The sequence below is a fragment of the Sphingobium estronivorans genome, assembly GCF_008692605.1.
Lineage (GTDB): Bacteria > Pseudomonadota > Alphaproteobacteria > Sphingomonadales > Sphingomonadaceae > Sphingobium > Sphingobium estronivorans.
Genome location: NZ_LFCT01000030.1, coordinates 46375 through 67542 on the forward strand (window position 1 = coordinate 46375; position 21168 = coordinate 67542).

The following is a 21168-nucleotide window of genomic DNA, read 5'->3' on the forward strand; positions in this document are numbered from 1 at the left end:
GATAGCGATGCGATCACCCCCCTTTTTGTGTCCGTCCGCATCGTGCGACCGGACGTTAGATAGGTGGCGTGGCCCTGCCATTGCCGAAACTCCCGCTTCGAAGAAGGCCGATGCCGCCGTCTGTCTGGATTAAGCCGGGCGAGGGGGCTAATCGCCTTATCTTGATGAAATAAGGAAGAGAGGATCAACATGCTTCCGCCAGTAAGACGCGTCGTCACCGGCCAGACGGGCGATGATCGCCATATCTATACCCATGTCGAAGAAGTTGCGCCGATGGAGATGGGCGGCGGCGCCAAATGGTATGGCATGTGGGGGTGGGAGGAACTCCCGACCCTTCCGTTCAGCCCGGAAGGTCCCTATCAGCCGCGCAGCATCTTTCCAGAAGCTGGCGGCATGCGCGCCAATATGGTGACCTTCCCGCCGGGCTTCGGCGTCAAGGGCGTCGAATTTCCTGCCATCGCCCCTGATCCAGAATATCATCGGCTGCAGGCGGCCGTATCCTCGGGCGGCGAGCACGATTTCGACGTCGGCATGCACTCGACGGACTCGGTGGACCTGGGCTTCGTCTTTTCCGGCGAGATCACGCTGATCCAGGGGGACGGCAGCGAGGTGACGCTGCGGCGCGGCGATGTGATGGTCCAGAATGGCGCAAAGCATGCGTGGGAAAATCGCGGCAGCGAATCGTGCATGATCTGCTTCGTGGTACTGGGCACGTCGCGCAAGGGTTGAACCGCCCGCAGCGGCGGAAATGGAGATGAGCAATGTCGGATAACGGATATGGCTTCGCCTACACGCGCGGCCTCAACCTCACCAATGTCCATGAGACGACCGATCAGGAAAAGGCAGAATTCTGGGCGGACAAGATGGCATGGCGGCCTGGCAAAATGGCCTATCCGCTAACCGCCTACAGCTTCCTGATCCAGAACCGGCCAGACATGTTGAAATATCACATGCGGCAGATGCAGTTCCTCCACGCGGTGCCCGCCAATGGCGAGATTCCGATGGGGATCACGATGCTGACCATGCTGCACTGGTATGCGTGCAACCGGGTGCCGGGCGGCGTCCTGCACGAGGTGATGGGCTGCCAGGAAATGGGCGCGAGCAAAGCGCAGGTGAACGAGATTTTCGGTCTGGCCTTCATGCATTCGGGGCCCTGCGGCTTCAACGAGGTGTATAATCAGGCCTTCGACTATATGGCGAGCTATCGCGAACCGGCGAATGCGATCCAGTGGCCCAAGGGCTGGGCGCCCGACGCCGCGGCCTTCCGCAGCGGGCTCGATTTCGACAATCCGGAACTGACCAAGGCGGAGCTGGAATCGCTCGACCAATGGTATACCGACACCATCGGCTATGTACCCAAATCCATTTCGACGCTGGCCAAATATAATCCGGGCTTCGTCAAGCAACATCGCGGCAAGTTCGAAGGCGCGCTGGCGACCAGCGCGCTACCCAAGCAGATGGTCCCCTATATCCTCATCCACTACAACATGAACCGGGGCTTCCGCGACGGCATCCGGGAGGCGACCCTGCTCGGCAAGGCATGGGGCATGAGCCGCGATCATGTCATCAACGCGGTGACGCTCGGCACCGGCTATATGGCAGGGATCGACGGCATGTATATCGTGGAAGAGGCTATCGGCGACCTTCTGGAACATTGGGACTGAACAGCGCGGTGGCAGCGACCGGATCGGCGCGGATGATCCGAGCCGATCCCGTTTATAGCCAGAATGGCCGCGTGTATTTCGACCACGCGGTCACACTGTACAGAAAAGGTTTTCCCGACAACTCATGCCTTTGGATAGAGCAACCATGTCAGCCAGGATAGGGGGTTGTTCGGTGTTTGGTTGCCGACCTGCTCTGCGGATGTAGCGCTCGATTGGGAAGGCGGCAAGACAATGGTCGCAGTTGCCGAGTTAACCATCCCGCGATCCTCGCTGTCCAGCCTGACGGAGCAGGTCACCTTGCCGCCCTCTATCGCATCGACCGTTGCCTTGGCGACGATCCTTTCCCCACCATAGACATTGTCGAGGAAGCGCGACGTCATGTTGGCGATCTGCCCGCCGGGGAACGCTGACAACAGGCAGTTCATCATATAGGCAATGTTGATCGGCCCCTGGTTGATTACCCTGTCGCCCAGTCCCTTGGCCTTCACGAACTCGACGTCGAGATGGATCTGGTTCGGGTCGGCCAGAAAGATGGCCCATTCCTTCATCGCCTCGGGATCGACGTGATCTATGATGAAAGGTGGCAGTTCGTCGCCCACTGCATAGGTCATGCCAGCTCCCTCCTTGGAAGCACCCACACATTGTCGGTTTCCAGCGCCGCGCCGCCCTCCGGTCCATGGAGGCGCAATCGATAGGTGAGCACATCCATGACGCCGAGCTTGCGGCTGCGCTTGCGCTCCAGACTCAGTACCTCGCCCGAGACGGTATAGGGCAGCCCGGTTCGCAACGGCGTGGAAAAGCGCACCTCGCTACTCCCCATCATCGGGCCATCGTCGACATCGAAATCGCAGGCGGCACAGAGTCCGGCCACGGTCTTGCCCATGGCCACCTGCGTCGCGACATAATAATAAATGGGGTGTGCTGTGCCGTCGTCCGCGGGTGCTATCCCCGTTGATCGGCACAGGGCGTCATTCTCCTGGGCTGAGATGACATAGGCGTCCGTGCCGTCCAGCCGGAGGCCGGCGACCTCGGGAGGCGGCGGCAAAACGTCCATATCGGGCAATGCTTATCTCCCTCAGAAGGAGCGCGGGTTAGAAGGATCTCGGCAGGCCGAGGCTTTCGGCGATCGAGTTGCGTACCATCTCATTGGAAATGGGCGTCATTCGAAGGATGCGATGGTCGCGCCAGTAGCGTTGCATGTCGGTTTCCGCTGAATAGCCCATGCCGCCCATGATCTGAATGCCCAGATCCGCCGCCTTCACGGCATTTTCTGTCGCCACCATCTTCAGCATATTGGCTTCCACGCCGCATTGTTTTCCGGCCGCCTGCAGGCTGGCAACGTAATAGAGCAGCAGTTCCGTCGTCTTCTGCCAGGTTGCGATGTCAGCGATATAATGCTGGAGGATCTGGAAACGGCCGATGATGCCGCCGAACGCCTTGCGCTCCTTCACATAGGCGAGCGCGTCCTCCAAGATGCCGTCCATGGCGCCCAGGCACTGCGCGCCGACCATGATCCGCTCGTTATTCAGCGTCGGCAGCATCATGTACCAGGCGTTGCCGGGCGTGCCGAGCACGTCTTCATCGGGGATGAACACATCGTCGAAAGTGACCGAGCAGGAACCCATGGCCCGCATGCCGAGCTTGGGCAGGAGCGAGGCGGTGATGCCCGGCGACTTGGCGTCGGCGAAGAACAGGGTCAGGCCCTGATGCCGCTTTTCCACATCCTTGTCGGTGCGGGCGAGCAGCAGGAGCCGGTCGGCGACCTTGGCGCCGGTGGTCCACATCTTGGCGCCGTTGACCTTCCAGCCGCCCTCGACCTTGACTGCGTTGGTTTTCATCGCGCCCAGCACGTCGGTTCCGCCATCGGGTTCCGTCACGGAGATGGCGACGCGCAGATTGCCCTCCGCCATGGGGCGCAGCCAGCGTTCCTTCTGTTCGGGCGTGCCATAGAGGCCGACCGATTTGGCACCGGCGAATGAAGTCACGCCCCAGGTCCAGATGAGGCCGCCGGCGGTGCGGGCCAGTTCACGGGCGAAGATCATCTGCGTCATGACGTCGCCGCCCAAGCCGCCAAATTCCTCCGGGATGCCGATCCCGAAGAAGCCCTGTGCCTTCAGCTTGTCCCAGAGCGGGAAGGGATAATTTTCCTCGTCCGCTTCCAACTGGCGCATGAGGTCTTTGGGTGCTTCAGCATCGACCCAGCGCCGCACCACGTCGCGGAACGCTTCCTGTTCTTCCGTCAGCGAGAAATCCATTGTCGTCTCATCATGGCTTTTGTGTGTTGCCTACCATCGGCGCAAAGCGCGTCGCGACAACCTATCGGAAGTCGGGCGATGGGGATCAGCGCAACATGTCGCGCGCGACGATCATGCGCATGACCTGATTGGTGCCTTCCAGGATCGAATGGACTCGCAGGTCGCGCCAGAAGCGCTCGACCGGGTAGTCCATCAGATAGCCATATCCGCCATGCAGTTGGAGCGCGCGGTCCACCACCGAGGAACCCGTGTCGGTGGCGAAACGCTTGGCCATGGCGGCAAAGCGGGTCTTGTCGGGTGCGTCCTCTGTGACCTTGACCGCCGCGGCATAGAGCAGGGCGCGCGCTGCCTCCAGTTCGGTCTGCATGTCGGCCAGCATGAACTGGGTGTTCTGGAAATCGGCGATTGACTGGCCGAACTGCTTGCGGTCCTTCGTATATTGTACCGCCTCGTCTATGCAGCGCTGCGCGCCGCCCAGCGAGCAGGCGCCGATGTTGAGTCGGCCGCCATCGAGCCCCATCATCGCAATTCGGAAGCCTTCACCTTCGGCCCCCACCAGATTCTCCGCCGGCACGCGCACGCCGTCGAAATTGACCTGGGCGGTCGGCTGCGAGTGCCAGCCCAGCTTGCGCTCCTGTGCGCCAAAGCTGACGCCGGGCAAATCCCGCTCGATGACGAGGCAGCTAATGCCCTTGGGGTCCTCGCCGCCGGTGCGCACCATGGTGACATAGACTTCGCTCTCGCCGCCGCCCGAGATGAACTGCTTGGAGCCGGTGACGATATAATGATCGCCATCGCTCACCGCCTTGGTCTTGAGCGCTGCTGCATCCGAGCCGGAGCCCGCTTCGGTCAGGCAATAGCTCGCCACATGCTCCATCGGCACGAGCATCGGGAGATATTTGTCCTTCACTGCCTGTCCGCCGAAGCGGTCGATCATCCAGCAGGACATGTTGTGAATGGAGATGAAGGCGCTGGTCGAAGGACAGCCATAGGCCAGCGCTTCCATGATCAGCGCTGATTCCAGCCGCCCAAGGCCAATGCCGCCCGCTTTCTCCGACACATAGATGCCGCCGAAGCCCAGCGCGCCCGCCGCGCGAATCGTGTCGCGCGGGAAGACATGCTGTTCATCCCACCCGCCCGCATGCGGCGTGATCGCGTTCGCCGTGAACCGACGGGCCATTTCCCGAATGGCAAGCTGTCCGTCGTTCAGGTCAAATTGTGACATGGTTACCCCTGTTTCTCGATGTCCCATCGGGAAACATCTATGCAGGGGGAGGGGTGGACGGCCCTATCTCTCGGCGGGGACGACCTGATCGAGATAATGTTCGACGACTTGCGCCAGGATGGAGAGGCCCAGGGTGCGTGCGTCCTTCACATGGGGGATGAGGCCGATCGGCCCGTGCAGGCGCGCCATGTCCGCTTCGCTGACCCCACGCCGCCGCAGTTCCGCCTGGCGCCGTTCGGACGTGCGCGCGCCACCCATGGCACCGACGAAGAAGGCATCGGATGCGAGCGCCCAGGGCAGGATGCCGGATTCCCACTCATGTTCGTGGAAGAGGAGGATGATCGCGGTCCAGGGATCGACGGAGATGTCGGGCGGGCTTCCCAGCCAGAGCGGCTGGGCGCTGGGCGGCATTCCCTGCCGGCCCGCCGGCCAGAAACTTTCCACCTGACAGCCATGGATCTGGGCAAAGCGTGCGACCGCGTGCATTTCCGGGCCGATGCCCAGCAGCAGCAGGCGCAGGCGCGGATGGAAGATGCGGGTGAAGCGGCCGCCATCTTCCCCGAAGCCAGAGACGCGCCCGGGTGGCGCTGCTTCCAGCCGATAGTTCGCCTTGCCCTCTTCCGTCGCGAAGGACAGGGCCACGGGCGCGCGCCCCTCCAGCCGGGCGAGCACATCGGCGAGGAGCGCGCGGTCGGGAGCGGGATCGATAAAGCAATCGACGCCGCCGCCGCAGGGCAGGCGGATGTCGATGAAGGGCGAGCCGAGGCCATAGCGCACGCTGCGTGCCCGACCGGTCTCGCGGACACCCTGCGCCTCCGTGATGAGCGCCGCTTCCAGGCATCCGCCCGTCATGTCGCCCACGGTGGAGCCATCCGGCTGCACCGCGAACTGCGCGCCGACGCTGCGGGAAAATCCGCCTTCCACCCCCACCAGCGTGCAGAGCACCGCCCCGTCGAACGTGGCGGCACGCAGGGCGTCCGTGTCGGCTGCGAGCATATAGGACGCCGCGTCGATCATGACCGAATGAGGGCGCGGCCGACGGAACCTTCGGGCGGACGATAGGACAGGACATAGCGCACGTCGCGCGGCGATATCGGGTCGTGGCAATGGTCGCAGACCAGCAACGGCTGGAAATCGCGGCCGCATGACCGGTGCGTCAGGATGAGCGGCGGGGGACCGTCCATCCAGCGATCTCCCCAGCGCAGCATCTGGATGAGCGGCAGATAGAGGTCGAGACCGGTCGGCGTCAGCCGATATTCGAAACGGGGTGGATTGGTCTGATAGGGATGTTTGGCCAATATGCCCGTGGCGACCAGAGTATTGAGCCGGTTGGCAAGAATATTGGGCGCGATCGCCAATGCTTCCTGAAACTGATCATAGCGTTTCACACCGAAAAAAGATTCGCGCAGGATGAGGAAGGACCAGCGATCGGCGAGGATGGCGACGGTGCGCGACACGGACGAAGGCCGGCCGCGCTCGAACGCGCCAGCCTTGCTCGACCGGCGGCGCTGGGGAAGATCGGGCGAGGGCGATTGGCCCGCCCCAGGGCCATCGCGATAACTGACCTCAAGCGCGGTGACGGGCTCCTTGCATTCTGAGCAGACCGTCTGCGGCCGGAAGTCATGGTCGCATTTGATGTGATGCAGCCGCAGCGGCGGCGCGTCCTCGCCAGCCAGATGATCGTCGCCGAAGCGGAGCAGCGCCAGCATGACCAGATAGAGATCGAGGCCCCGCTCCGTCAGCCGATATTCGGGGCGACCGCCGGGCGTCGTCACGCGATCTAATATCCCGGCATCGATGAGGCGGGTCAGCCGGTCGCTCAGCGTGCTGCGCGGGCAGTGGAGGACCGTCTGGATCTGGTCGAAGCGGCGCGCGCCCATGTAGAATTCGCGCAGCACCAGAAAGGACCAGGCGTCCGACAATATGTCGATTGTCCGGGCGACGGAACAATTGCGGACAAGCCGGGACGCGGACAATGACTTCACCTCGTTTCTGGCGCGGGATACGGAAGGCCGTGCCTTTAAGATCGACAGCACGGCCCCCGTCATTCGCGCAGATGCTATATGTACGGGCGGATCAGTCTGCGCAACTTGGGTCAGCCTTTCCGGTCGAGCCTTTCGATCACCATCGCGATGCCCTGGCCGCCGCCTATACACATGGTCATGAGGCCATAGCGGCCGCCGATGCGCTCCAGCTCGTAGAGCGCCTTGACGGTCAGGATCGCGCCGGTCGCACCGACCGGATGGCCGAGCGAGATGCCCGAACCGTTCGGGTTGACCTTTTCCGGGGGGAAGGCCAGCACGTCCGCCACCGCGCAGGCCTGCGCCGCGAAGGCTTCGTTGGATTCGATCACGTCGATCTGGTCGAGCGACAGCCCGGCCTTTTCCAGCGCGATCGGAACCGCCTTGATCGGGCCGATGCCCATGCGGTCGGGCTGCACTCCGGCATGGCCCCAGCCGATGATCCGCGCCCAGGGATCGAGGCCGGCGCGCAAGACACCCGCCTCCGAAGCCAGCAGCACCGCCGCCGCGCCGTCATTGATGCCCGACGCATTGCCCGCCGTGACGCTGCCGTCCTTCTTGAAGACGGGGCGCAGCGTCGCGAGGCCGGCCACGTCCGTTTCCGCGCGAACATGTTCGTCGGTGTCGAACAGGCGCGTTCCCATCTTCGCCTTGACCTCAATGGGGAGGATCTGGTCGGCGAAGCGGCCTTCCGACTGGGCGAGGGCGGCGCGGCGGTGGCTTTCCGCCGCCAGTTCATCCTGCCGTTCCCGGCTGATGCCATGGTCGCTGGCGACATTTTCGGCGGTGATGCCCATGTGCATGCCCTCGAACGGGTCGCTGAGAACCGTCAGCAGGGCGTCCGTCATCTGCACATCGCCCATCTTCTGGCCGAAGCGTGCCGCGCTGACGATATGGGGCGAGCGCGACATCGACTCCGCGCCGCCCGCGACGGCGATGTCGCAATCGCCCGTCACGAGCATTTGCGCCGCCGAGATGATCGCCTGAAGCCCCGATCCGCAGAGGCGGTTGAGCGTCAGCGCGGGCACTTCGACGGGAAGGCCCGCGTTGATAGCCGCCACGCGAGCCAGGTAGGCGTCCTTCGCCGTGCTGGGGATGACATTGCCCATGACCACATGCCCGACCTGGTCGGGTGAGGCGTTGCCGCGTTTCAACGCTTCGGCGATCACCGCCGCGCCCAATTGGGCGGGCGGGATATCCTTGAGGCTGCCGCCGAAATCGCCGATGGCGGTCCGCACGGCGGAGATGATGTAGATCGGCGTCATAAGGTCCTCGATAGTTTCAGTGCTCCGATGGCCGTCAGACCATCGCGAAGCCGCCGTTGATGCTGAAGGTCTGGCCCGTGATCCAGCTAGCGCCTTCCGACGCGAGGAAGGCGACCATCGGCGCCACGTCGCCAGGCTGGCCGATGCGCTTCAGCGGATAGTTCTTCACCATCTTGGGCATCATTTCCTCCAACCATTTGGGGTCGGAATGGGCCGACTGGATCATGCCGAGCGTGATGGCGTTGCAGGTGATGTCGTAGCGGCCGAATTCCTTCGCCAGCGACTTGATGAGCGCGATCGTGCCGGCGCGGGCGGCGGCGGCCATGGAGAGGTTCGCTTCGCCCACGCGCGAGCTGTCACCGCCCAGCGAGATGATGCGGCCGCCCTTGCCGGCGTCGACCATATAGGGCAGCGCGGCGCGCGAGGTGTAGACCGTCGCCAGCATGCCGATGTCGATATGACGCTGCCACTGTTCGTCGGTGGTTTCCAGGAAGCGGGCGCGCTGGGCGACGCCGGCATTGTTGACGACGATGTCGATGCCCCCGAAGGTCTTGACGACATCGTCGACCATCGCCTTGGTATCGGCCGAGCTGCCGACATCGGCCTTCCATGCCTTGGCCTTGCCGCCTGCAGCTTCGATATCCTTGACGACGCCTTCGGCCGCATCGCCGCTCGACTGATAGTTGACCGCGACCGCCGCTCCTTCCGCCGCGAGGGCGAGGGCGATCTGGCGTCCTACGTCCCGCGCCGCGCCAGTAACCAGAGCGACCTTTCCTGCAAGCTGTCCTGTCATGTCATTGTCCTTTCTGTAGATGTGTGGCCCGGCTCTGTTCAACCAGCCGGAACAGCCGGTCGGGGGTTGCGGGCAGGGTCTGGATTTCGATCCCGAGCGGCGAGAGCGCGTCGGATATGGCGTTCGCGATGGCGGCGGGCGCACCAATCGTGCCGCCTTCGCCCATGCCGCGAAAGCCGCCGACATTGTTGGGCAGGTCGGCCTCGATATGGACGATGCCGATGTCGGGCACGTCGGTGGCGAGCGGTAGCAGATAGTCGGCGAGGCTGGCCGTCACCAGCTGACCCTCATCGTCATAGTGGATTTCCTCAAGCAGCGCGGCACCGATCCCCTGCGCGACGGCGCCATGCACCTGCCCGTCGACGATCATCGGGTTGATGATGCGCCCGCAATCCTCCGCCACGACATAGTCAGTGACGCGCACTCCATAGGTTTCGGGGTCCACTTCCACGACCGCGACATGGCAGGAGGAACAGGCGGTGCCGAGATAGGGGTCGTAGGATTCGGAACCCGTCAGATCTTCGCGCTTGTCATGCGGGATGCGGCCCATCTGCATATAGACGGCGTTCGCCAGTTCCTTGAAGGTCATGGCGGCATTGGACGAACGGGCGCGGATGATGCCGCCCGATGCGTCCAGGTCCTCGACCGGCACGTCCATCAGGATGGAGGCGGCGCGCAGCACCTTGGTCTTCACCACGCGCGCCGTCTTGATGGCGACGCCGCCGGCGATCACGGCTGACCGGCTGGCATAGGTGCCGGTGCTCATGGGCACGAGCGAGCTGTCGCCCTGGCGGATCTCGATATCCTCCAGCGCGCAGCCCAGCTCGTCCGCGATGATTTGGGCCAGCGTGGTTTCCAGGCCCTGCCCGTGGGATGCGATACCAAAGGCGCCGATGACCGATCCGGTCGAATCGATGGTAATGGTGCCGGTTTCCGTGCCGGTGTTGATCGGCATGCCCGGCGCCACCGCGATGCGCGATCCGATGCCGGTGAGTTCGGCGTAGCAGGATAGGCCGATGCCGATCCAGCGGCCCTGCTCACGCGCCTTCTTCTGCCGTTCGAGCAGGGCGGGATAGTCGAGATGAGCGCAAGCCGCCTCCAGACATTCCATGAAGGCCGACTTGTCCCAGATGATGCCGGAGCCGGTGCGGTAGGGAAATTCCTCCCCGTCGATCAGGTTGCGGCGGCGGATTTCGGCGGCATCCATGCCCAGCTTGCGCGCTGCCATGTCGACCAGCCGCTCCATCGCAAAGGTCGAGGATGGGCGGCCGACGCCGCGATAGGGACCGGTCGGCGGCTTGGGCGTAAGCACGCCGCGAACCCTGCCGCGATAGTGTTCGATGCGATAGGGACCGGGCAGGAAGCTGACGACCTGCACTGGCTCCAGCCCCGCCGTCCAAGGATAGATGGAATAGGCGCCGATATCGCCGATCACCTCGGCCCGCAGAGCGAGGAAGCGACCTTCTTCGTCGACAGCGAGTTCCGCGTCGATCAGCTCGTCGAAAGCCTGGCTGGACGCGGTCAGTTCCTCCAGCCGATCACCCGTGAACTTGACCGGCCGTTCCAGCTTGCGGGCGAGCGCGCAGACCAGCATTTCCTCATGATAGAGGGAGCCCTTGCCGCCGAAGCTGCCGCCCACATCGGGCGCGATCACGCGCAGGCGGGCGCCGGGGAGCGAGAGGCTGTCGGCAAGAGCGTCCTTGACGATGCCGGGGATGTTGCTGCTGGTCCACAGCGTCACTGCCATGCGCCTGCGATCATAGTCGGCGAGATAGCAGCGATTTTCCATCGACGTCGCGGTCTTGCGCGTCATGCGGAACTGCGCGCCAACCCTGACCGGCGCGGTCTCGAACACGGCATCCACCTCACCGCGCCCGAATTCGCGGGCGATGATGATGTTGGTGCCGGCTTCTTCATGGATCAGCGGCGCGTCGTCCGCGACCGCGTCCACCTGCCGGATGGCGAAGGGCAGCGGCTCGTAATCGACCTCGATCAGCGCGAGTGCATCCTCGGCGGCGTAGCGGCTTTCCGCCACCACAGCGAGTACGGGTTCGCCCACATACCGTACCTTGCCGCGCGCCAGCGGCCAATAAGGCGTGGCATAATAGCCCTTAATCCGCGAACTGGGGATGGCGGGCCTCACCTCGCCCTCCAGATCGGCGGCTTCGAAGATGGCGATGAGGCCAGGCACGTCCATCGCGTGATCGACGCGGATGTCACGGATCAGCGCATGGGGCTGGTCGCTGCGCAATATAGCGACATGCGCCGTGTTTGGCAGTTTGATGTCATCGACATATTGACCGTTCCCCGACAGAAGGCGCGGGTCCTCGGTGCGCTTGACGCGCTTGCCGACCAACCCCGGCCGCATTTCGACGGAGAGGTCGGCTTGGCTCATATGTAAAATTCCGCTCCCTTGCGCAGCATCTGCCATTGCTTGTCGTCATGGCCGTAGATCACCTTGACGCCCCGGTCCCGGGCCGCCTTGATGTCCGCAAGCGACTTGGTCGCTCGGTCCATGTCCCAGCTGTTCCTGGGGGCATAGCCTTCGACCAGATTGGCCTCCACCGCGGCGGCGTCGGACGCCAACAGGAATTCACCTTCATGATTGAGCCTGACGAGAGCGGCCGTCATGCCTGGCGTGTGGCCGGGCACGGGGTACAGGATGATGTGGCCGTCGCCGAACAGGTCGCGAGCTCCATCAAATGTCTCGAAGCCGCGCTGTGGATGGTTCCATTCGACCGGCAGATAGCCTTGAGCGGCACCGTCTTCGCTTTGCGCGGCAGCCAGTTCATCGACGTGGCAAAGGATGGACGCGCGCTTGAAATGCTCATTGCAGCCGCAATGGTCGGGGTGGAAATGCGAACAGATGACGACATCGATATCGTCTGGAGTAAGCCCGGTTTTGCCGAGCTGATGGATCACCGTGTCCTGCGGGTTGAACATCGGCACCATCGCGCGTGCGACGCCGCCCCAACGGGCTTCTGCATTAACGGCCGCGTCGGGACTGCATCCTGTGTCGAACAGCACATTGGCCTGATGATGCTTCAGCAGCGTACACATCACGGGAAGCTCGACCGTCTCTTCCCGCGCCGCGCCCGGATAATAGACGGACCGGCGCATGCGCAGCCTTCCGCCGGACAGGAAATGCATCTTCATTGCAGTGGACCTCTTTCTTTCGCCAGTTCGCGCACGGCGTTGACGATGTGCTGATAGCCGGTGCAGCGACAGATATTGCCCGACAGCGCGTCGCGGATCTGTTCGTCCGACTCCAGCGGATGATGGTGCAGCATGTCGGTGATGGTCATGATGAAACCCGGCGTGCAGAAACCGCATTGCAGGCCGTGATGGTCGCGAAAGGCAGTCTGGACGCGGCCCAGTTCCTCACGGCTGCCCTGGCCCTCCACCGTCTCGATCTCCTGCCCGTCGACCTGCACCGCCAGCGTCAGGCAGGACCGCGCGCTGCGGCCGTCAAGCAGGATGGTGCAGGCGCCGCAGACGCCATGTTCGCAGCCCACATGGGTGCCGGTCAGTCCCAGCTCGTGCCGCAGGAAATCGCTCAGCAACATGCGTGGCTCAACCGAGCGGTTGTAGCTTGCGCCGTTGACTGTGACGCTGATATCGATTTTGCCGCTCATGCTGCCCCGCCTTCCTGCGCGCGTGTCCATGCCGCCCGGAACACACGCGCGGCGAGTACGCCCGCGAGATGGCGGCGATAGTCGGCCGATCCGTTGAGGTCGCTGTTGGGCTCGATCTCGGCGCGGAGCCTTTCGACGGCGCCCGCGATAACATCCTCGTCCACGCGCTGCCCCTCCAGAGCCGCCTCGACGCCGGGCAGGCGCGTCGCGGTGTCGCCCACGCCCATCACCGCGACGCGCACGTTGCGGGCACATCCGTCGCGCCCTTCCATGGTCGCAACCACGGCGGCGAGTGCATAGTCGCCGTGACGGCGGGCGAATTCTTCGAAACCCCAGCCGGTGCCGGGGGGCAGCGTGTCCAGAGCGATCCCCGTCACCATCTCGTCTTCCTCCAACGCGGTGGTGAGCGAGGAGAGCAGGAAATCGCGCGCGGCAACGACTCGCTCGCCGCGCGGGGAGGCGACATGCACCCCGCCGTTCAGCAGCAATGTCATCATCGGCATTTCGGCGGCCGGGTCGGCATGGCAGACGCTGCCGCAGAAGGTGCCGCGATTGCGGACGGTGAGATGCGCGACATTTTCCATCACCGCATGCAGCACCGGCAGATGGCGGCCGATAACGGGATCGCTGGCGGTCATGCGATGACGGACCAGCGCACCGACATGCAGCCGCTCGCCCCGTTCCTCGATCCGGTCGAGGCCGGGGATGCGGTTGATGTCCACCAGCACGGACGGGCGGACCATGCGGAAATTCATCATCGGCATCAGGCTCTGGCCGCCGGCGATCACCTTCCCCTCGCCACCCGATGAGGTGAGCGCCGCCACCGCCTCGGCGACGGATTGCGCGCGGACATAGTCGAACGCGACCGGCTTCATGTCATTCGCCCGTGAAGCGGGGAGACCGCTTCTCGCCAAAGGCCGCCCGGCCTTCCTGATAATCGGCGCTGGTGAGGGCACGGTAGGTCACCTCATGCGTCAGCGCCGCATCGAATGGCCTGTCGGTCATGGCCGCCATGTTCAATATGGCTTTGGAACCCGCGATGGAGAGCGGCGCGAGGTGCGCAATTCCCTCGAACCAGGCCGATGCTGCCGCCACCGGATCGTCCGCCCGTTCGTCGGCAAAGCCGTTGGCAATGGCCCGGTCAGCGTCGAAGGCATTGGCGGTGAAGAAGATGCGCTTGGCCTCGCTGACGCCGACCAGCGACACCAGCCGCGTCATGCCGCGCGCGCTGTAGACGATGGAGAGTTTCGCAGCAGGAATGGCAAAGCGCGCGTCGGGCGACACAAAGCGGAAATCGCAGGCCATGGCGAGATTGCAGGCGCCGCCATAGCAATAGCCCCGGATCGCCGCGATGACCGGCACGCCGAGCGCCGCAATTGCGTCGCAGGCCGCATCGACGCTCGCTTCGTAATCGATGCCCTGTTCGGGCGTCCCGCGCGTTTCGTCGAAGTCGGCAATATCGGCGCCCGCTGAAAAGGACTTGCCCGTTCCGGTCAGGATGACGCCGCGCAGGCTCTGGTCGGTGGCAAGGTCGCGGAAGATCGCCTCCAGCGACTGCCACATGACGAAGGAAATGGGGTTATGTCGCTCCGGCTTGTCGAGCCGGACGGTGACGATGCCGTCCGCGCGTTCGATACGGATGCCGTCGACCGTGGTCATGTCGCGTCCCTCACCAGCGTGGCGAGGCAGGCGCGCAGTTCCTCCGGCAGGGGGGTCGGGCGCCGCTGCGCTCTGTCGACATAGACATGGACGAAATGGCCTTCCGCCACGGCTTCGTCCTCGCTCGCCTTGAACAGGCCGATTTCATAGCGGACGCTCGATGATCCGAGCTTTGCCACGCGGACGCCCGCATCGATGGTTTCGGGAAAGCTGACCGGTGCGAAATAGCGGCAGCCGGTTTCGACGACCAGTCCGATGACCGGGCTCGACTGCGGGTCAAGCAAGCCCCGTTCGATCAGCATGGCGTTCACCGCCGTGTCGAAATAGCTGTAATATTCGACATTGTTCACATGGCCGTAGACGTCATTGTCCTTCCAGCGCGTCGTAATGGAGCGCCACTGGACGTAGCTGTCGCGCCGGCCCCGGATGGCTCGCTGATCCTCTTTTCTCGACATCGCTGCGCTTTCCCATTTTTCGCCGGAATCGGCGCTCATGGCTCATTGCCGTAGTGACTTGCATTAGTGGACTGTGCTACCGATCGTCAAGCGCCAATAGAAATCGCCGCGCAAACGCGGGCTGGACGAAGGATGTAAGAAATGAAGGTTAAAGCCGCTGTCCTGCGCCAAATGGGGGCCAGCCATCCCTATGCCGAATCGAAGCCGCTGGGGTTGGAGACGCTGGAACTCGACGCGCCGGGTCCGGGCGAAGTGCTGGTGCGAATCGCGGCGGCGGGGCTGTGCCATTCGGACCTGTCGGTCATCAACGGCAGTCGGCCCCGGCCCATGCCTATGGCGATCGGGCATGAGGCGGCGGGCGTCGTCGTGGCGATCGGCGACCATGTCGAAGATCTCGCGCCGGGCGATCATGTGGTGATGGTCTTCATGCCCAGCTGCGGCCATTGCCTGCCCTGTTCGGAGGGGCGGCCCGCCTTGTGCGAACCGGGCGCGGCGGCGAACGGCAAGGGCATGCTGCTGTCAGGTGAATGTCGCTTGCATGATGGCGGGGACGGGGCGCTGATCCATCATCATCTGGGCTGTTCAGCCTTTGCCGATCATGCCGTCGTGTCGCGCCGGTCGCTGGTGAAGGTGGACAAGGATCTGCCGCTGGACACCGCCGCGCTGTTCGGGTGCGCGGTGCTGACGGGCGTGGGTGCGGTGGTCAATACGGCGAAGGTGCAGCCAGGCCAGTCGGTCGTCATCATCGGGCTGGGGGGAGTCGGCCTTGCCGCCCTGCTCGGCGCGATCGCGGCGGGCGCGGCACAGGTGATCGCCATCGATCTGTCCGAAGACAAGCTCAGCCTAGCGAAGCAACTGGGCGCGACTGCGACGTTCAACCCTGCCTATGTCGACGCGGTGGGGGAGGTGAAGACGCTCACCAACGGCGGCGCTGACTTTGCCTTCGAATTTGCCGGCGTCGTCCGCGCGCTGGAAAATGCCTATGCGATGACGCGGCGGGGCGGAACGACCGTCACCGCTGGCCTGCCTCCGCCGGACGCCGCGCTCGGCGTCAATGTCGTCGGGCTGGTCGCAGAGGAACGCACACTCAAGGGCAGCTATATCGGCACCTGCGTGCCGGTGCGCGACATTCCGCGCTATATCGCGCTCTACAGGCAGGGCCGCCTGCCGGTTGACCGGCTGCTGAGCGGCATCATCTCCCTCGATGACATCAACGCCGGCTTCGACCGGCTGCACGACGGCAGCGTCGCGCGGCTGGTCGTCCGCTTCGACGAGCAAGGAACAGCAGCATGACCGCGCAGACCAGCTTGAACAACCTCAAGGATCCGAGCCTTTTCCGGCAGCAATGCCTGATCGGCGGCGAATGGGTGGACGCGGCCAGTGGCGCCGTTACCGCCGTCACCAACCCTGCGACCGGCGCGGTGATCGGCCATGTGCCCGCCCTGTCGCGCGAAGAAGTGACCCGCGCGATCGACGCCGCTTATGCCGTGCAGGCCGCATGGCGTGCGAAGACGGGCAAGGAGCGCGCGGCGATCCTGGGGCGGCTCTACCAGCTGATGATGGAAAATCAGGATGACCTGGCGCTGATCCTGACCACCGAACAGGGCAAGCCGCTGGCCGAGGCAAGGGGCGAGATCGTCTATGCGGCGGGTTTCATCGAATGGTTCGGGGAAGAGGCGAAGCGCGTCTATGGTGACACCATCCCCAATCATCTGCCGGGCAGGCGGATCATCGTGCAGAAGGAGCCGATCGGCGTCTTCGCGGCGATCACGCCCTGGAATTTCCCGAGCGCGATGATCACGCGCAAGGCCGGGCCGGGCTGGGCGGCAGGCTGCACCGGGGTCATCCGCCCGGCGAGCGAGACGCCCTTTTCCGCGCTGGCGCTGGGCGTGCTGGCGGAGCGCGCAGGCATGCCGGCGGGCGTGTGCAACGTCATCACCGGCCCGTCGAGTGTCACGGGTCAGGAGCTGTGCGAGAATCCGAAAGTGCGCAAGCTCTCCTTCACCGGCTCTACCCGCGTGGGATCGCTGCTGCTCGCCCAGTGCGCGCCGACGGTCAAGAAGACCAGCATGGAACTGGGCGGCAACGCGCCCTTCATCGTGTTCGACGATGCCGATGTCGACGCGGCGGTCGCCGGCGCGATGGCGTCCAAATATCGCAACAGCGGCCAGACCTGCGTCTGCGCCAACCGCTTCCTGGTGCAGAGCGGCATCTATGACCGTTTCGCCGCGAAGCTGGTGGAAGCGGTCAACGGCCTGAAGGTTGGCCCCGGCACCGATGACGGTGTGACCCAGGGTCCGCTCATCAACGCCGCCGCCGTCGCCAAGGTGGAGGAGCATATCGCTGACAGCCTCGCACGGGGCGCGCGTATTCTGACTGGCGGCAAGCGCCATGCGTTGGGCGGTTCCTTCTTTGAGCCGACGGTGATGGCCGACGTGTCACCTGACGCGGCGGTGATGGCGGAGGAAACGTTCGGGCCGCTCGCCCCGCTGGTACGTTTCGAGACGGAGGCGGAAGCGATCGCGCTCGCCAACGACACCGAATTCGGCCTCGCCGCCTATTTCTACAGCCGTGATGTCGGCCGCATCTTCCGTGTGGCGGAGAGGATAGAGGCCGGCATCGTCGGCATCAACGAAGGCATCATCTCGACCGAGGTTGCACCCTTCGGCGGCGTCAAGGCATCGGGCCTGGGCCGCGAAGGCTCCAAATATGGCATCGAGGACTATCTGGAAATCAAATATCTCTGCCTTGGCGGCATAGACGGCTGAGGCAAGGGAGGATTTCAGCATGGACATGACGGGCGAACAGCGCATCCCGGCGGATCGCGACACGGTATGGAAGGCGCTGAACGACGCCGACATATTGCGGGCGTGCATCCCCGGCTGCCAGGAACTGGTCAAGGAATCGGACACGGAGATGACGGCCATCGCCGTGATCAAGGTTGGTCCGATTTCCGCGCGCTTCCAGGGGCGGGTGACGCTGTCGGATCTAGATCCTCCCAACGGCTATCGCATCAGCGGCGAAGGGCAGGGCGGCGTCGCCGGCCACGCCAAGGGCGGAGCGGCCGTGCGGCTGACCGAGGATGGCGACGGGACCATCCTGCATTACGATGTGTCGGCGCAGATTGGCGGTAGGCTGGCGCAGCTCGGCGGGCGGATGATTGACGCGACTGCCCGGTCGATGTCGGCGGCCTTCTTCAAGAAGTTCGCGGAGGAGATCCTGGCCCGTCAGGCCGGCGCCGCCGTCGGGGCGCAGGCGCAGGCGCAGCCGGAAGCGGTCGCGACCGCTCCAGCAGCCGCTCGGGTGGCGGCGCGCGCGGCTCTCGCACCGGTTCCCGCACTCCAGCCGGGGGGCAGCCTCCTCTGGGCGGTCAGCGGGATGCTCCTGGGCCTGCTGCTCATGGGCCTGTTTGGCCTGCCGCTGCTGGGGCGCGGTATCGCTGATGACACGAATGTCCATATCCTGTCGCTCGTCGCCGTTATTCTCGCGCTGCTTCAGGGCTATCTGCTCGGCCGTCAGGCACCGGCCCGGCTCTAATCGCAATTCAGGCCGGACCGGCCTCATCTATCAGGGAAGGTGCAGACATGAATATCGAAGGATTGCCCGCTATCGTCACCGGCGGCGCATCGGGCCTTGGCAAGGCGACCGCGAAAATGCTGGCGGAGAGCGGCGCGAAGGTCGCGATCCTCGACCTCAACGAAGAAACGGGCCAGGCCGCCGCGGTGGAGCTGGGCGGCATCTATGCCAGCGTCAATGTCGCCGACGACGCCAGCGTCAATGCGGCGCTCGACGCGGCGGAGCAGGTGCACGGCGTCGCCCGCATCCTGGTCAATTGCGCGGGCATCGCGCCGGCCATCAAGACGGTCGGCAAGGAAAATGCGCCACACCCGCTCGACATCTATCGCAAGACGATCGAGGTCAACCTGATCGGCACGTTCAACATGATCTCCAAATTCGCCTCCCGCGCGGCAGCGGCGGAGGAGATTGAGGGCGAGCGCGGCGTCATCATCAACACCGCCTCGGTTGCCGCCTATGACGGGCAGATCGGGCAGGCGGCCTACAGCTCGTCCAAGGGCGGCGTCGTCGGCATGACCCTGCCGGTCGCGCGCGACCTTGCCCAGCACAAGATCCGTGTCATGACCATCGCGCCGGGCATCTTCCTCACCCCCATGCTGGAAGCCTTTCCCCAGAGCGTGCAGGATGCGCTTGGCGCGCAGATTCCGCACCCCAGCCGCCTCGGCAAGCCCGCCGAATATGCACAGCTGGTGGAATCCATCATCCGCAACCCGATGCTAAACGGGGAAACTATTCGTCTCGATGGCGCTATCCGGATGGCGCCGCGATGAGTGATAGTGGCATCTTGATCACGGTGGAGGACGGCATCGGCCGCATTCTCCTCGACCGGCCGGAAGCAGGCAATGCGATCGATCTGCCTTTGGCCAAAGCTCTGTTGGCGGCGGCAATTAGGTGCGAAACCGATCCTTCAGTTCGCTGCATCATGCTCACCGGTAAGGGGCGCCTGTTCTGCGCAGGAGGCGATATTCAGCTGCTGGCGGGTGCTGGCGAACGGCGACCGGAAGTGTTGAGCGAGCTGATCTCCGTTTTCCATGCTGCGGTGCAACGCTTCGCGAGAGCGTCGAAGCCTCTGGTAACCCTGGTGAACGGTCCAGCGGCCGGGGCGGGGTTCAGTCTTGCGCTTCTCGGGGATGTGGTGATCGCCGCGCGCTCGGCCCATTTTACTGCAGCTTATGGCGCAATAGGTCTGACCGCAGACGGCGGGCTGAGCTGGCTGTTGCCGCGCCTCGTTGGACTTCGCAAGGCGCAGGACATCATGCTGACGAACCGAAGAATCAAGGCTGTCGAGGCCGAGGCGATAGGGCTTACCACGCGGATCGTAGATGATGAGGCGCTTGTGCAGGAGGGAGAGCGCGTGGCGAAGGCGCTGGCCGATGGCTCGGTGACGGCGCTGAGTGCGACGCGCGCGCTTCTGTATGACAGCTTCGCAGCGAGTTTAGAAACCCAACTTGATAGTGAACTGCGTTCAATGGTGACAGCGGGCGGCACCCCTGAGTGCGAGGAAGGATTGATAGCGTTGATCGAGAAGCGCGATCCCAATTTCAGATAGCCGAGAACGAATCCAAATGGCCGTAGACAATTAAGATAGTCACCTTGGTAGCCTCATTGGGACATTAGCTCTTGCGCTATTATGAAGACATTCTGGTGAACGAAAAGCGGATATCTCATCGGCATATCGTCACCGAATCGGAAATCATTGCGTTCGCCCGAGAATTTGACCCGCAATGGTTTCACACTGAACCATCGAGGGCGAAGGACTCCATGTTTGGCGGCCTGGTGGCAAGCGGCTGCCATATCCTTTCCTTGTGGCGAAAGATGGACCACTCCATGAATGGTGATATTCAGTATTGCTGCGGTGTTGGCCTAGACGATATAAAATTCCGTAAGGCAGTTCGGACCGGTGATGCTCTTACATTGGAATCGGAAGTTGTTGAGAAGAGGTTGTCGAAATCCGATCACCAATTTGGAATTGTTCAAATGAGTTATAAGATGAAGCGCGATGAATCTGTCGTCATGACTCTAGAGGCAGTTAATCTCGTGTATCGTGATTGTTTGCGAAAATAGCCGAGCAATCGAGTTGAATTTTTTCTGGACGAAGGCGCGGCGATTAGGCGCCTATTTTAATTTGACGGCTGCACCATTTAGTGAGGGTCTCCCCTATGGACCGCGTCGATAGTTTGGCCAACGACTATGGCCGCCTATTCTTGCGCATGCATCGCCTCCTCAATCTGCGGATGGCAGAGGCTGGCGCATCACTGTCGCGAACCAAATTGCTCATGTTCATTCAAGCCCGGCCGGCGGTCCGTGCCGCCGATATCGCCGAGTTCTTCGGGTACGCACCGCGCTCCGTCACCGACGCGATTGATGGATTGGAGCGCGACGGCCTTGTGCGGCGCGAGACCGACCGTCGGGATCGGCGTGCGAAATGGATCTCGATTTCAAATGAAGGCTTGGCTGCCATCGCCGCAACCGAGCCGCTACGTCTGAAAGTGGTCGAGCAGATATTCGGTACGCTCGACACATCGGAGCAGAGCCAGTTGCACGGTTGTGTCACCAAGCTCATGGCCGCTGTCGAACGACTAGAGGCGCTCGATTAGTGAGGTGGTGCCGGAAATTCGGA

General features: G+C 63.6%; 23 protein-coding genes. 9 read left to right on the top strand and 14 right to left on the bottom strand.

The annotated features are described in order from the left end of the window. The first annotated feature begins 189 nt into the window (after positions 1–189). Complete coding sequence (locus F7P65_RS18920) at positions 190–729, top strand: cupin domain-containing protein (protein WP_150294542.1); 540 nt, start codon at positions 190–192, stop codon at positions 727–729. A gap of 32 nt (positions 730–761) precedes the next feature. Further along, positions 762–1664, top strand: a complete 903-nt coding sequence (locus F7P65_RS18925; RefSeq protein ID WP_240334395.1) for a hypothetical protein — start codon at positions 762–764, stop codon at positions 1662–1664. A 122-nt stretch (positions 1665–1786) separates the two neighbouring features. Here F7P65_RS18925 and F7P65_RS18930 read toward each other — a convergent pair whose 3' ends face one another. From F7P65_RS18930 to F7P65_RS18995, 14 genes are all read right to left on the bottom strand, one after another. Then, the gene (locus F7P65_RS18930; protein WP_150294544.1) at positions 1787–2275 is read right to left on the bottom strand and encodes a MaoC/PaaZ C-terminal domain-containing protein; all 489 of its coding nucleotides are present in this window, start codon (positions 2273–2275) and stop codon (positions 1787–1789) included. Beyond that, positions 2272–2718: a hypothetical protein gene (locus F7P65_RS18935; protein WP_240334397.1), complete on the bottom strand. Its 447-nt coding sequence runs from the start codon at positions 2716–2718 to the stop codon at positions 2272–2274. Before F7P65_RS18935 ends, F7P65_RS18930 begins: the two co-directional genes overlap by 4 nt. A 37-nt stretch (positions 2719–2755) precedes the next feature. Beyond that, positions 2756–3919 carry an acyl-CoA dehydrogenase family protein gene (locus F7P65_RS18940; RefSeq protein ID WP_054945783.1) on the bottom strand — a complete coding sequence of 388 codons (1164 nt, stop codon included), beginning with the start codon at positions 3917–3919 and terminating at the stop codon, positions 2756–2758. A gap of 85 nt (positions 3920–4004) precedes the next feature. Further along, on the bottom strand, positions 4005–5144 hold the full coding sequence (locus tag F7P65_RS18945) for an acyl-CoA dehydrogenase family protein (RefSeq protein WP_150294547.1): 1140 nt from the start codon (positions 5142–5144) through the stop codon (positions 4005–4007). Positions 5145–5207: 63 nt separating this feature from the next. Continuing rightward, positions 5208–6161, bottom strand: coding sequence for an XdhC family protein (locus F7P65_RS18950; protein WP_162854714.1), 954 nt, complete (start codon positions 6159–6161; stop codon positions 5208–5210). Beyond that, entirely contained in the window at positions 6158–7129 is a 972-nt protein-coding gene (locus tag F7P65_RS18955; protein WP_205452177.1) for a winged helix-turn-helix transcriptional regulator, read from the bottom strand. The genes F7P65_RS18950 and F7P65_RS18955 overlap by 4 nt, the downstream gene beginning before the upstream one ends. Positions 7130–7239: 110 nt before the next feature. After that, complete coding sequence (gene bktB / locus F7P65_RS18960) at positions 7240–8430, bottom strand: beta-ketothiolase BktB (RefSeq protein WP_150294552.1); 1191 nt, start codon at positions 8428–8430, stop codon at positions 7240–7242. Between the two features lie 34 nt (positions 8431–8464). Continuing rightward, positions 8465–9223: an SDR family NAD(P)-dependent oxidoreductase gene (locus tag F7P65_RS18965; RefSeq protein WP_150294554.1), complete on the bottom strand. Its 759-nt coding sequence runs from the start codon at positions 9221–9223 to the stop codon at positions 8465–8467. Between the two features lies 1 nt (position 9224). After that, complete coding sequence (locus F7P65_RS18970; protein ID WP_150294556.1) at positions 9225–11618, bottom strand: xanthine dehydrogenase family protein molybdopterin-binding subunit; 2394 nt, start codon at positions 11616–11618, stop codon at positions 9225–9227. Then, positions 11615–12379 carry an N-acyl homoserine lactonase family protein gene (locus F7P65_RS18975; RefSeq protein ID WP_150294558.1) on the bottom strand — a complete coding sequence of 255 codons (765 nt, stop codon included), beginning with the start codon at positions 12377–12379 and terminating at the stop codon, positions 11615–11617. The genes F7P65_RS18970 and F7P65_RS18975 overlap by 4 nt, the downstream gene beginning before the upstream one ends. Further along, positions 12376–12858, bottom strand: a complete 483-nt coding sequence (locus tag F7P65_RS18980) for a (2Fe-2S)-binding protein (protein ID WP_150294561.1) — start codon at positions 12856–12858, stop codon at positions 12376–12378. The genes F7P65_RS18975 and F7P65_RS18980 overlap by 4 nt, the downstream gene beginning before the upstream one ends. Next, positions 12855–13733, bottom strand: coding sequence for an FAD binding domain-containing protein (locus F7P65_RS18985; RefSeq protein WP_150294563.1), 879 nt, complete (start codon positions 13731–13733; stop codon positions 12855–12857). The genes F7P65_RS18980 and F7P65_RS18985 overlap by 4 nt, the downstream gene beginning before the upstream one ends. A 1-nt stretch (position 13734) precedes the next feature. Next, positions 13735–14517 carry an enoyl-CoA hydratase/isomerase family protein gene (locus F7P65_RS18990; RefSeq protein ID WP_150294565.1) on the bottom strand — a complete coding sequence of 261 codons (783 nt, stop codon included), beginning with the start codon at positions 14515–14517 and terminating at the stop codon, positions 13735–13737. Then, entirely contained in the window at positions 14514–15011 is a 498-nt protein-coding gene (locus tag F7P65_RS18995; RefSeq protein WP_240334396.1) for an acyl-CoA thioesterase, read from the bottom strand. Before F7P65_RS18995 ends, F7P65_RS18990 begins: the two co-directional genes overlap by 4 nt. Positions 15012–15113: 102 nt before the next feature. Here F7P65_RS18995 and F7P65_RS19000 point away from each other — a divergent pair, with 102 nt between their 5' ends. The 7 genes from F7P65_RS19000 (at position 15114) to F7P65_RS19030 (ending at position 21145) form a co-directional block, all read left to right on the top strand. After that, positions 15114–16265: a zinc-dependent alcohol dehydrogenase family protein gene (locus F7P65_RS19000; RefSeq protein ID WP_150294567.1), complete on the top strand. Its 1152-nt coding sequence runs from the start codon at positions 15114–15116 to the stop codon at positions 16263–16265. Further along, complete coding sequence (locus tag F7P65_RS19005) at positions 16262–17740, top strand: NAD-dependent succinate-semialdehyde dehydrogenase (RefSeq protein ID WP_150294569.1); 1479 nt, start codon at positions 16262–16264, stop codon at positions 17738–17740. The genes F7P65_RS19000 and F7P65_RS19005 overlap by 4 nt, the downstream gene beginning before the upstream one ends. Positions 17741–17759: 19 nt before the next feature. Next, positions 17760–18509 (top strand): SRPBCC family protein, encoded by a 750-nt coding sequence (locus F7P65_RS19010; protein WP_150294571.1) that lies wholly within the window; start codon positions 17760–17762, stop codon positions 18507–18509. Between the two features lie 47 nt (positions 18510–18556). Then, positions 18557–19318 (top strand): SDR family NAD(P)-dependent oxidoreductase, encoded by a 762-nt coding sequence (locus F7P65_RS19015; protein WP_150294573.1) that lies wholly within the window; start codon positions 18557–18559, stop codon positions 19316–19318. Then, positions 19315–20097: an enoyl-CoA hydratase/isomerase family protein gene (locus tag F7P65_RS19020; RefSeq protein ID WP_150294575.1), complete on the top strand. Its 783-nt coding sequence runs from the start codon at positions 19315–19317 to the stop codon at positions 20095–20097. The genes F7P65_RS19015 and F7P65_RS19020 overlap by 4 nt, the downstream gene beginning before the upstream one ends. 71 nt (positions 20098–20168) lie before the next feature. After that, positions 20169–20612 carry a MaoC/PaaZ C-terminal domain-containing protein gene (locus F7P65_RS19025; protein WP_150294577.1) on the top strand — a complete coding sequence of 148 codons (444 nt, stop codon included), beginning with the start codon at positions 20169–20171 and terminating at the stop codon, positions 20610–20612. 95 nt (positions 20613–20707) lie between these two features. Continuing rightward, complete coding sequence (locus F7P65_RS19030) at positions 20708–21145, top strand: MarR family winged helix-turn-helix transcriptional regulator (RefSeq protein WP_150294579.1); 438 nt, start codon at positions 20708–20710, stop codon at positions 21143–21145. Positions 21146–21168 lie beyond the last annotated feature (23 nt).

What these genes read in the sequence shown, in the direction of transcription:
- F7P65_RS18920 (WP_150294542.1), top strand. Translation starts at nt 190, where the DNA reads ATGCTTCCGCCAGTAAGACGCGTCGTCACCGGCCAGACGGGCGATGAT.
- F7P65_RS18925 (WP_240334395.1), top strand. Translation starts at nt 762, where the DNA reads ATGTCGGATAACGGATATGGCTTCGCCTACACGCGCGGCCTCAACCTC.
- F7P65_RS18930 (WP_150294544.1), bottom strand. Translation starts at nt 2,275, where the DNA reads ATGACCTATGCAGTGGGCGACGAACTGCCACCTTTCATCATAGATCAC.
- F7P65_RS18935 (WP_240334397.1), bottom strand. Translation starts at nt 2,718, where the DNA reads ATGGACGTTTTGCCGCCGCCTCCCGAGGTCGCCGGCCTCCGGCTGGAC.
- F7P65_RS18940 (WP_054945783.1), bottom strand. Translation starts at nt 3,919, where the DNA reads ATGGATTTCTCGCTGACGGAAGAACAGGAAGCGTTCCGCGACGTGGTG.
- F7P65_RS18945 (WP_150294547.1), bottom strand. Translation starts at nt 5,144, where the DNA reads ATGTCACAATTTGACCTGAACGACGGACAGCTTGCCATTCGGGAAATG.
- F7P65_RS18950 (WP_162854714.1), bottom strand. Translation starts at nt 6,161, where the DNA reads ATGATCGACGCGGCGTCCTATATGCTCGCAGCCGACACGGACGCCCTG.
- bktB (WP_150294552.1), bottom strand. Translation starts at nt 8,430, where the DNA reads ATGACGCCGATCTACATCATCTCCGCCGTGCGGACCGCCATCGGCGAT.
- F7P65_RS18965 (WP_150294554.1), bottom strand. Translation starts at nt 9,223, where the DNA reads ATGACAGGACAGCTTGCAGGAAAGGTCGCTCTGGTTACTGGCGCGGCG.
- F7P65_RS18970 (WP_150294556.1), bottom strand. Translation starts at nt 11,618, where the DNA reads ATGAGCCAAGCCGACCTCTCCGTCGAAATGCGGCCGGGGTTGGTCGGC.
- F7P65_RS18975 (WP_150294558.1), bottom strand. Translation starts at nt 12,379, where the DNA reads ATGAAGATGCATTTCCTGTCCGGCGGAAGGCTGCGCATGCGCCGGTCC.
- F7P65_RS18980 (WP_150294561.1), bottom strand. Translation starts at nt 12,858, where the DNA reads ATGAGCGGCAAAATCGATATCAGCGTCACAGTCAACGGCGCAAGCTAC.
- F7P65_RS18985 (WP_150294563.1), bottom strand. Translation starts at nt 13,733, where the DNA reads ATGAAGCCGGTCGCGTTCGACTATGTCCGCGCGCAATCCGTCGCCGAG.
- F7P65_RS18990 (WP_150294565.1), bottom strand. Translation starts at nt 14,517, where the DNA reads ATGACCACGGTCGACGGCATCCGTATCGAACGCGCGGACGGCATCGTC.
- F7P65_RS18995 (WP_240334396.1), bottom strand. Translation starts at nt 15,011, where the DNA reads ATGAGCGCCGATTCCGGCGAAAAATGGGAAAGCGCAGCGATGTCGAGA.
- F7P65_RS19000 (WP_150294567.1), top strand. Translation starts at nt 15,114, where the DNA reads ATGAAGGTTAAAGCCGCTGTCCTGCGCCAAATGGGGGCCAGCCATCCC.
- F7P65_RS19005 (WP_150294569.1), top strand. Translation starts at nt 16,262, where the DNA reads ATGACCGCGCAGACCAGCTTGAACAACCTCAAGGATCCGAGCCTTTTC.
- F7P65_RS19010 (WP_150294571.1), top strand. Translation starts at nt 17,760, where the DNA reads ATGGACATGACGGGCGAACAGCGCATCCCGGCGGATCGCGACACGGTA.
- F7P65_RS19015 (WP_150294573.1), top strand. Translation starts at nt 18,557, where the DNA reads ATGAATATCGAAGGATTGCCCGCTATCGTCACCGGCGGCGCATCGGGC.
- F7P65_RS19020 (WP_150294575.1), top strand. Translation starts at nt 19,315, where the DNA reads ATGAGTGATAGTGGCATCTTGATCACGGTGGAGGACGGCATCGGCCGC.
- F7P65_RS19030 (WP_150294579.1), top strand. Translation starts at nt 20,708, where the DNA reads ATGGACCGCGTCGATAGTTTGGCCAACGACTATGGCCGCCTATTCTTG.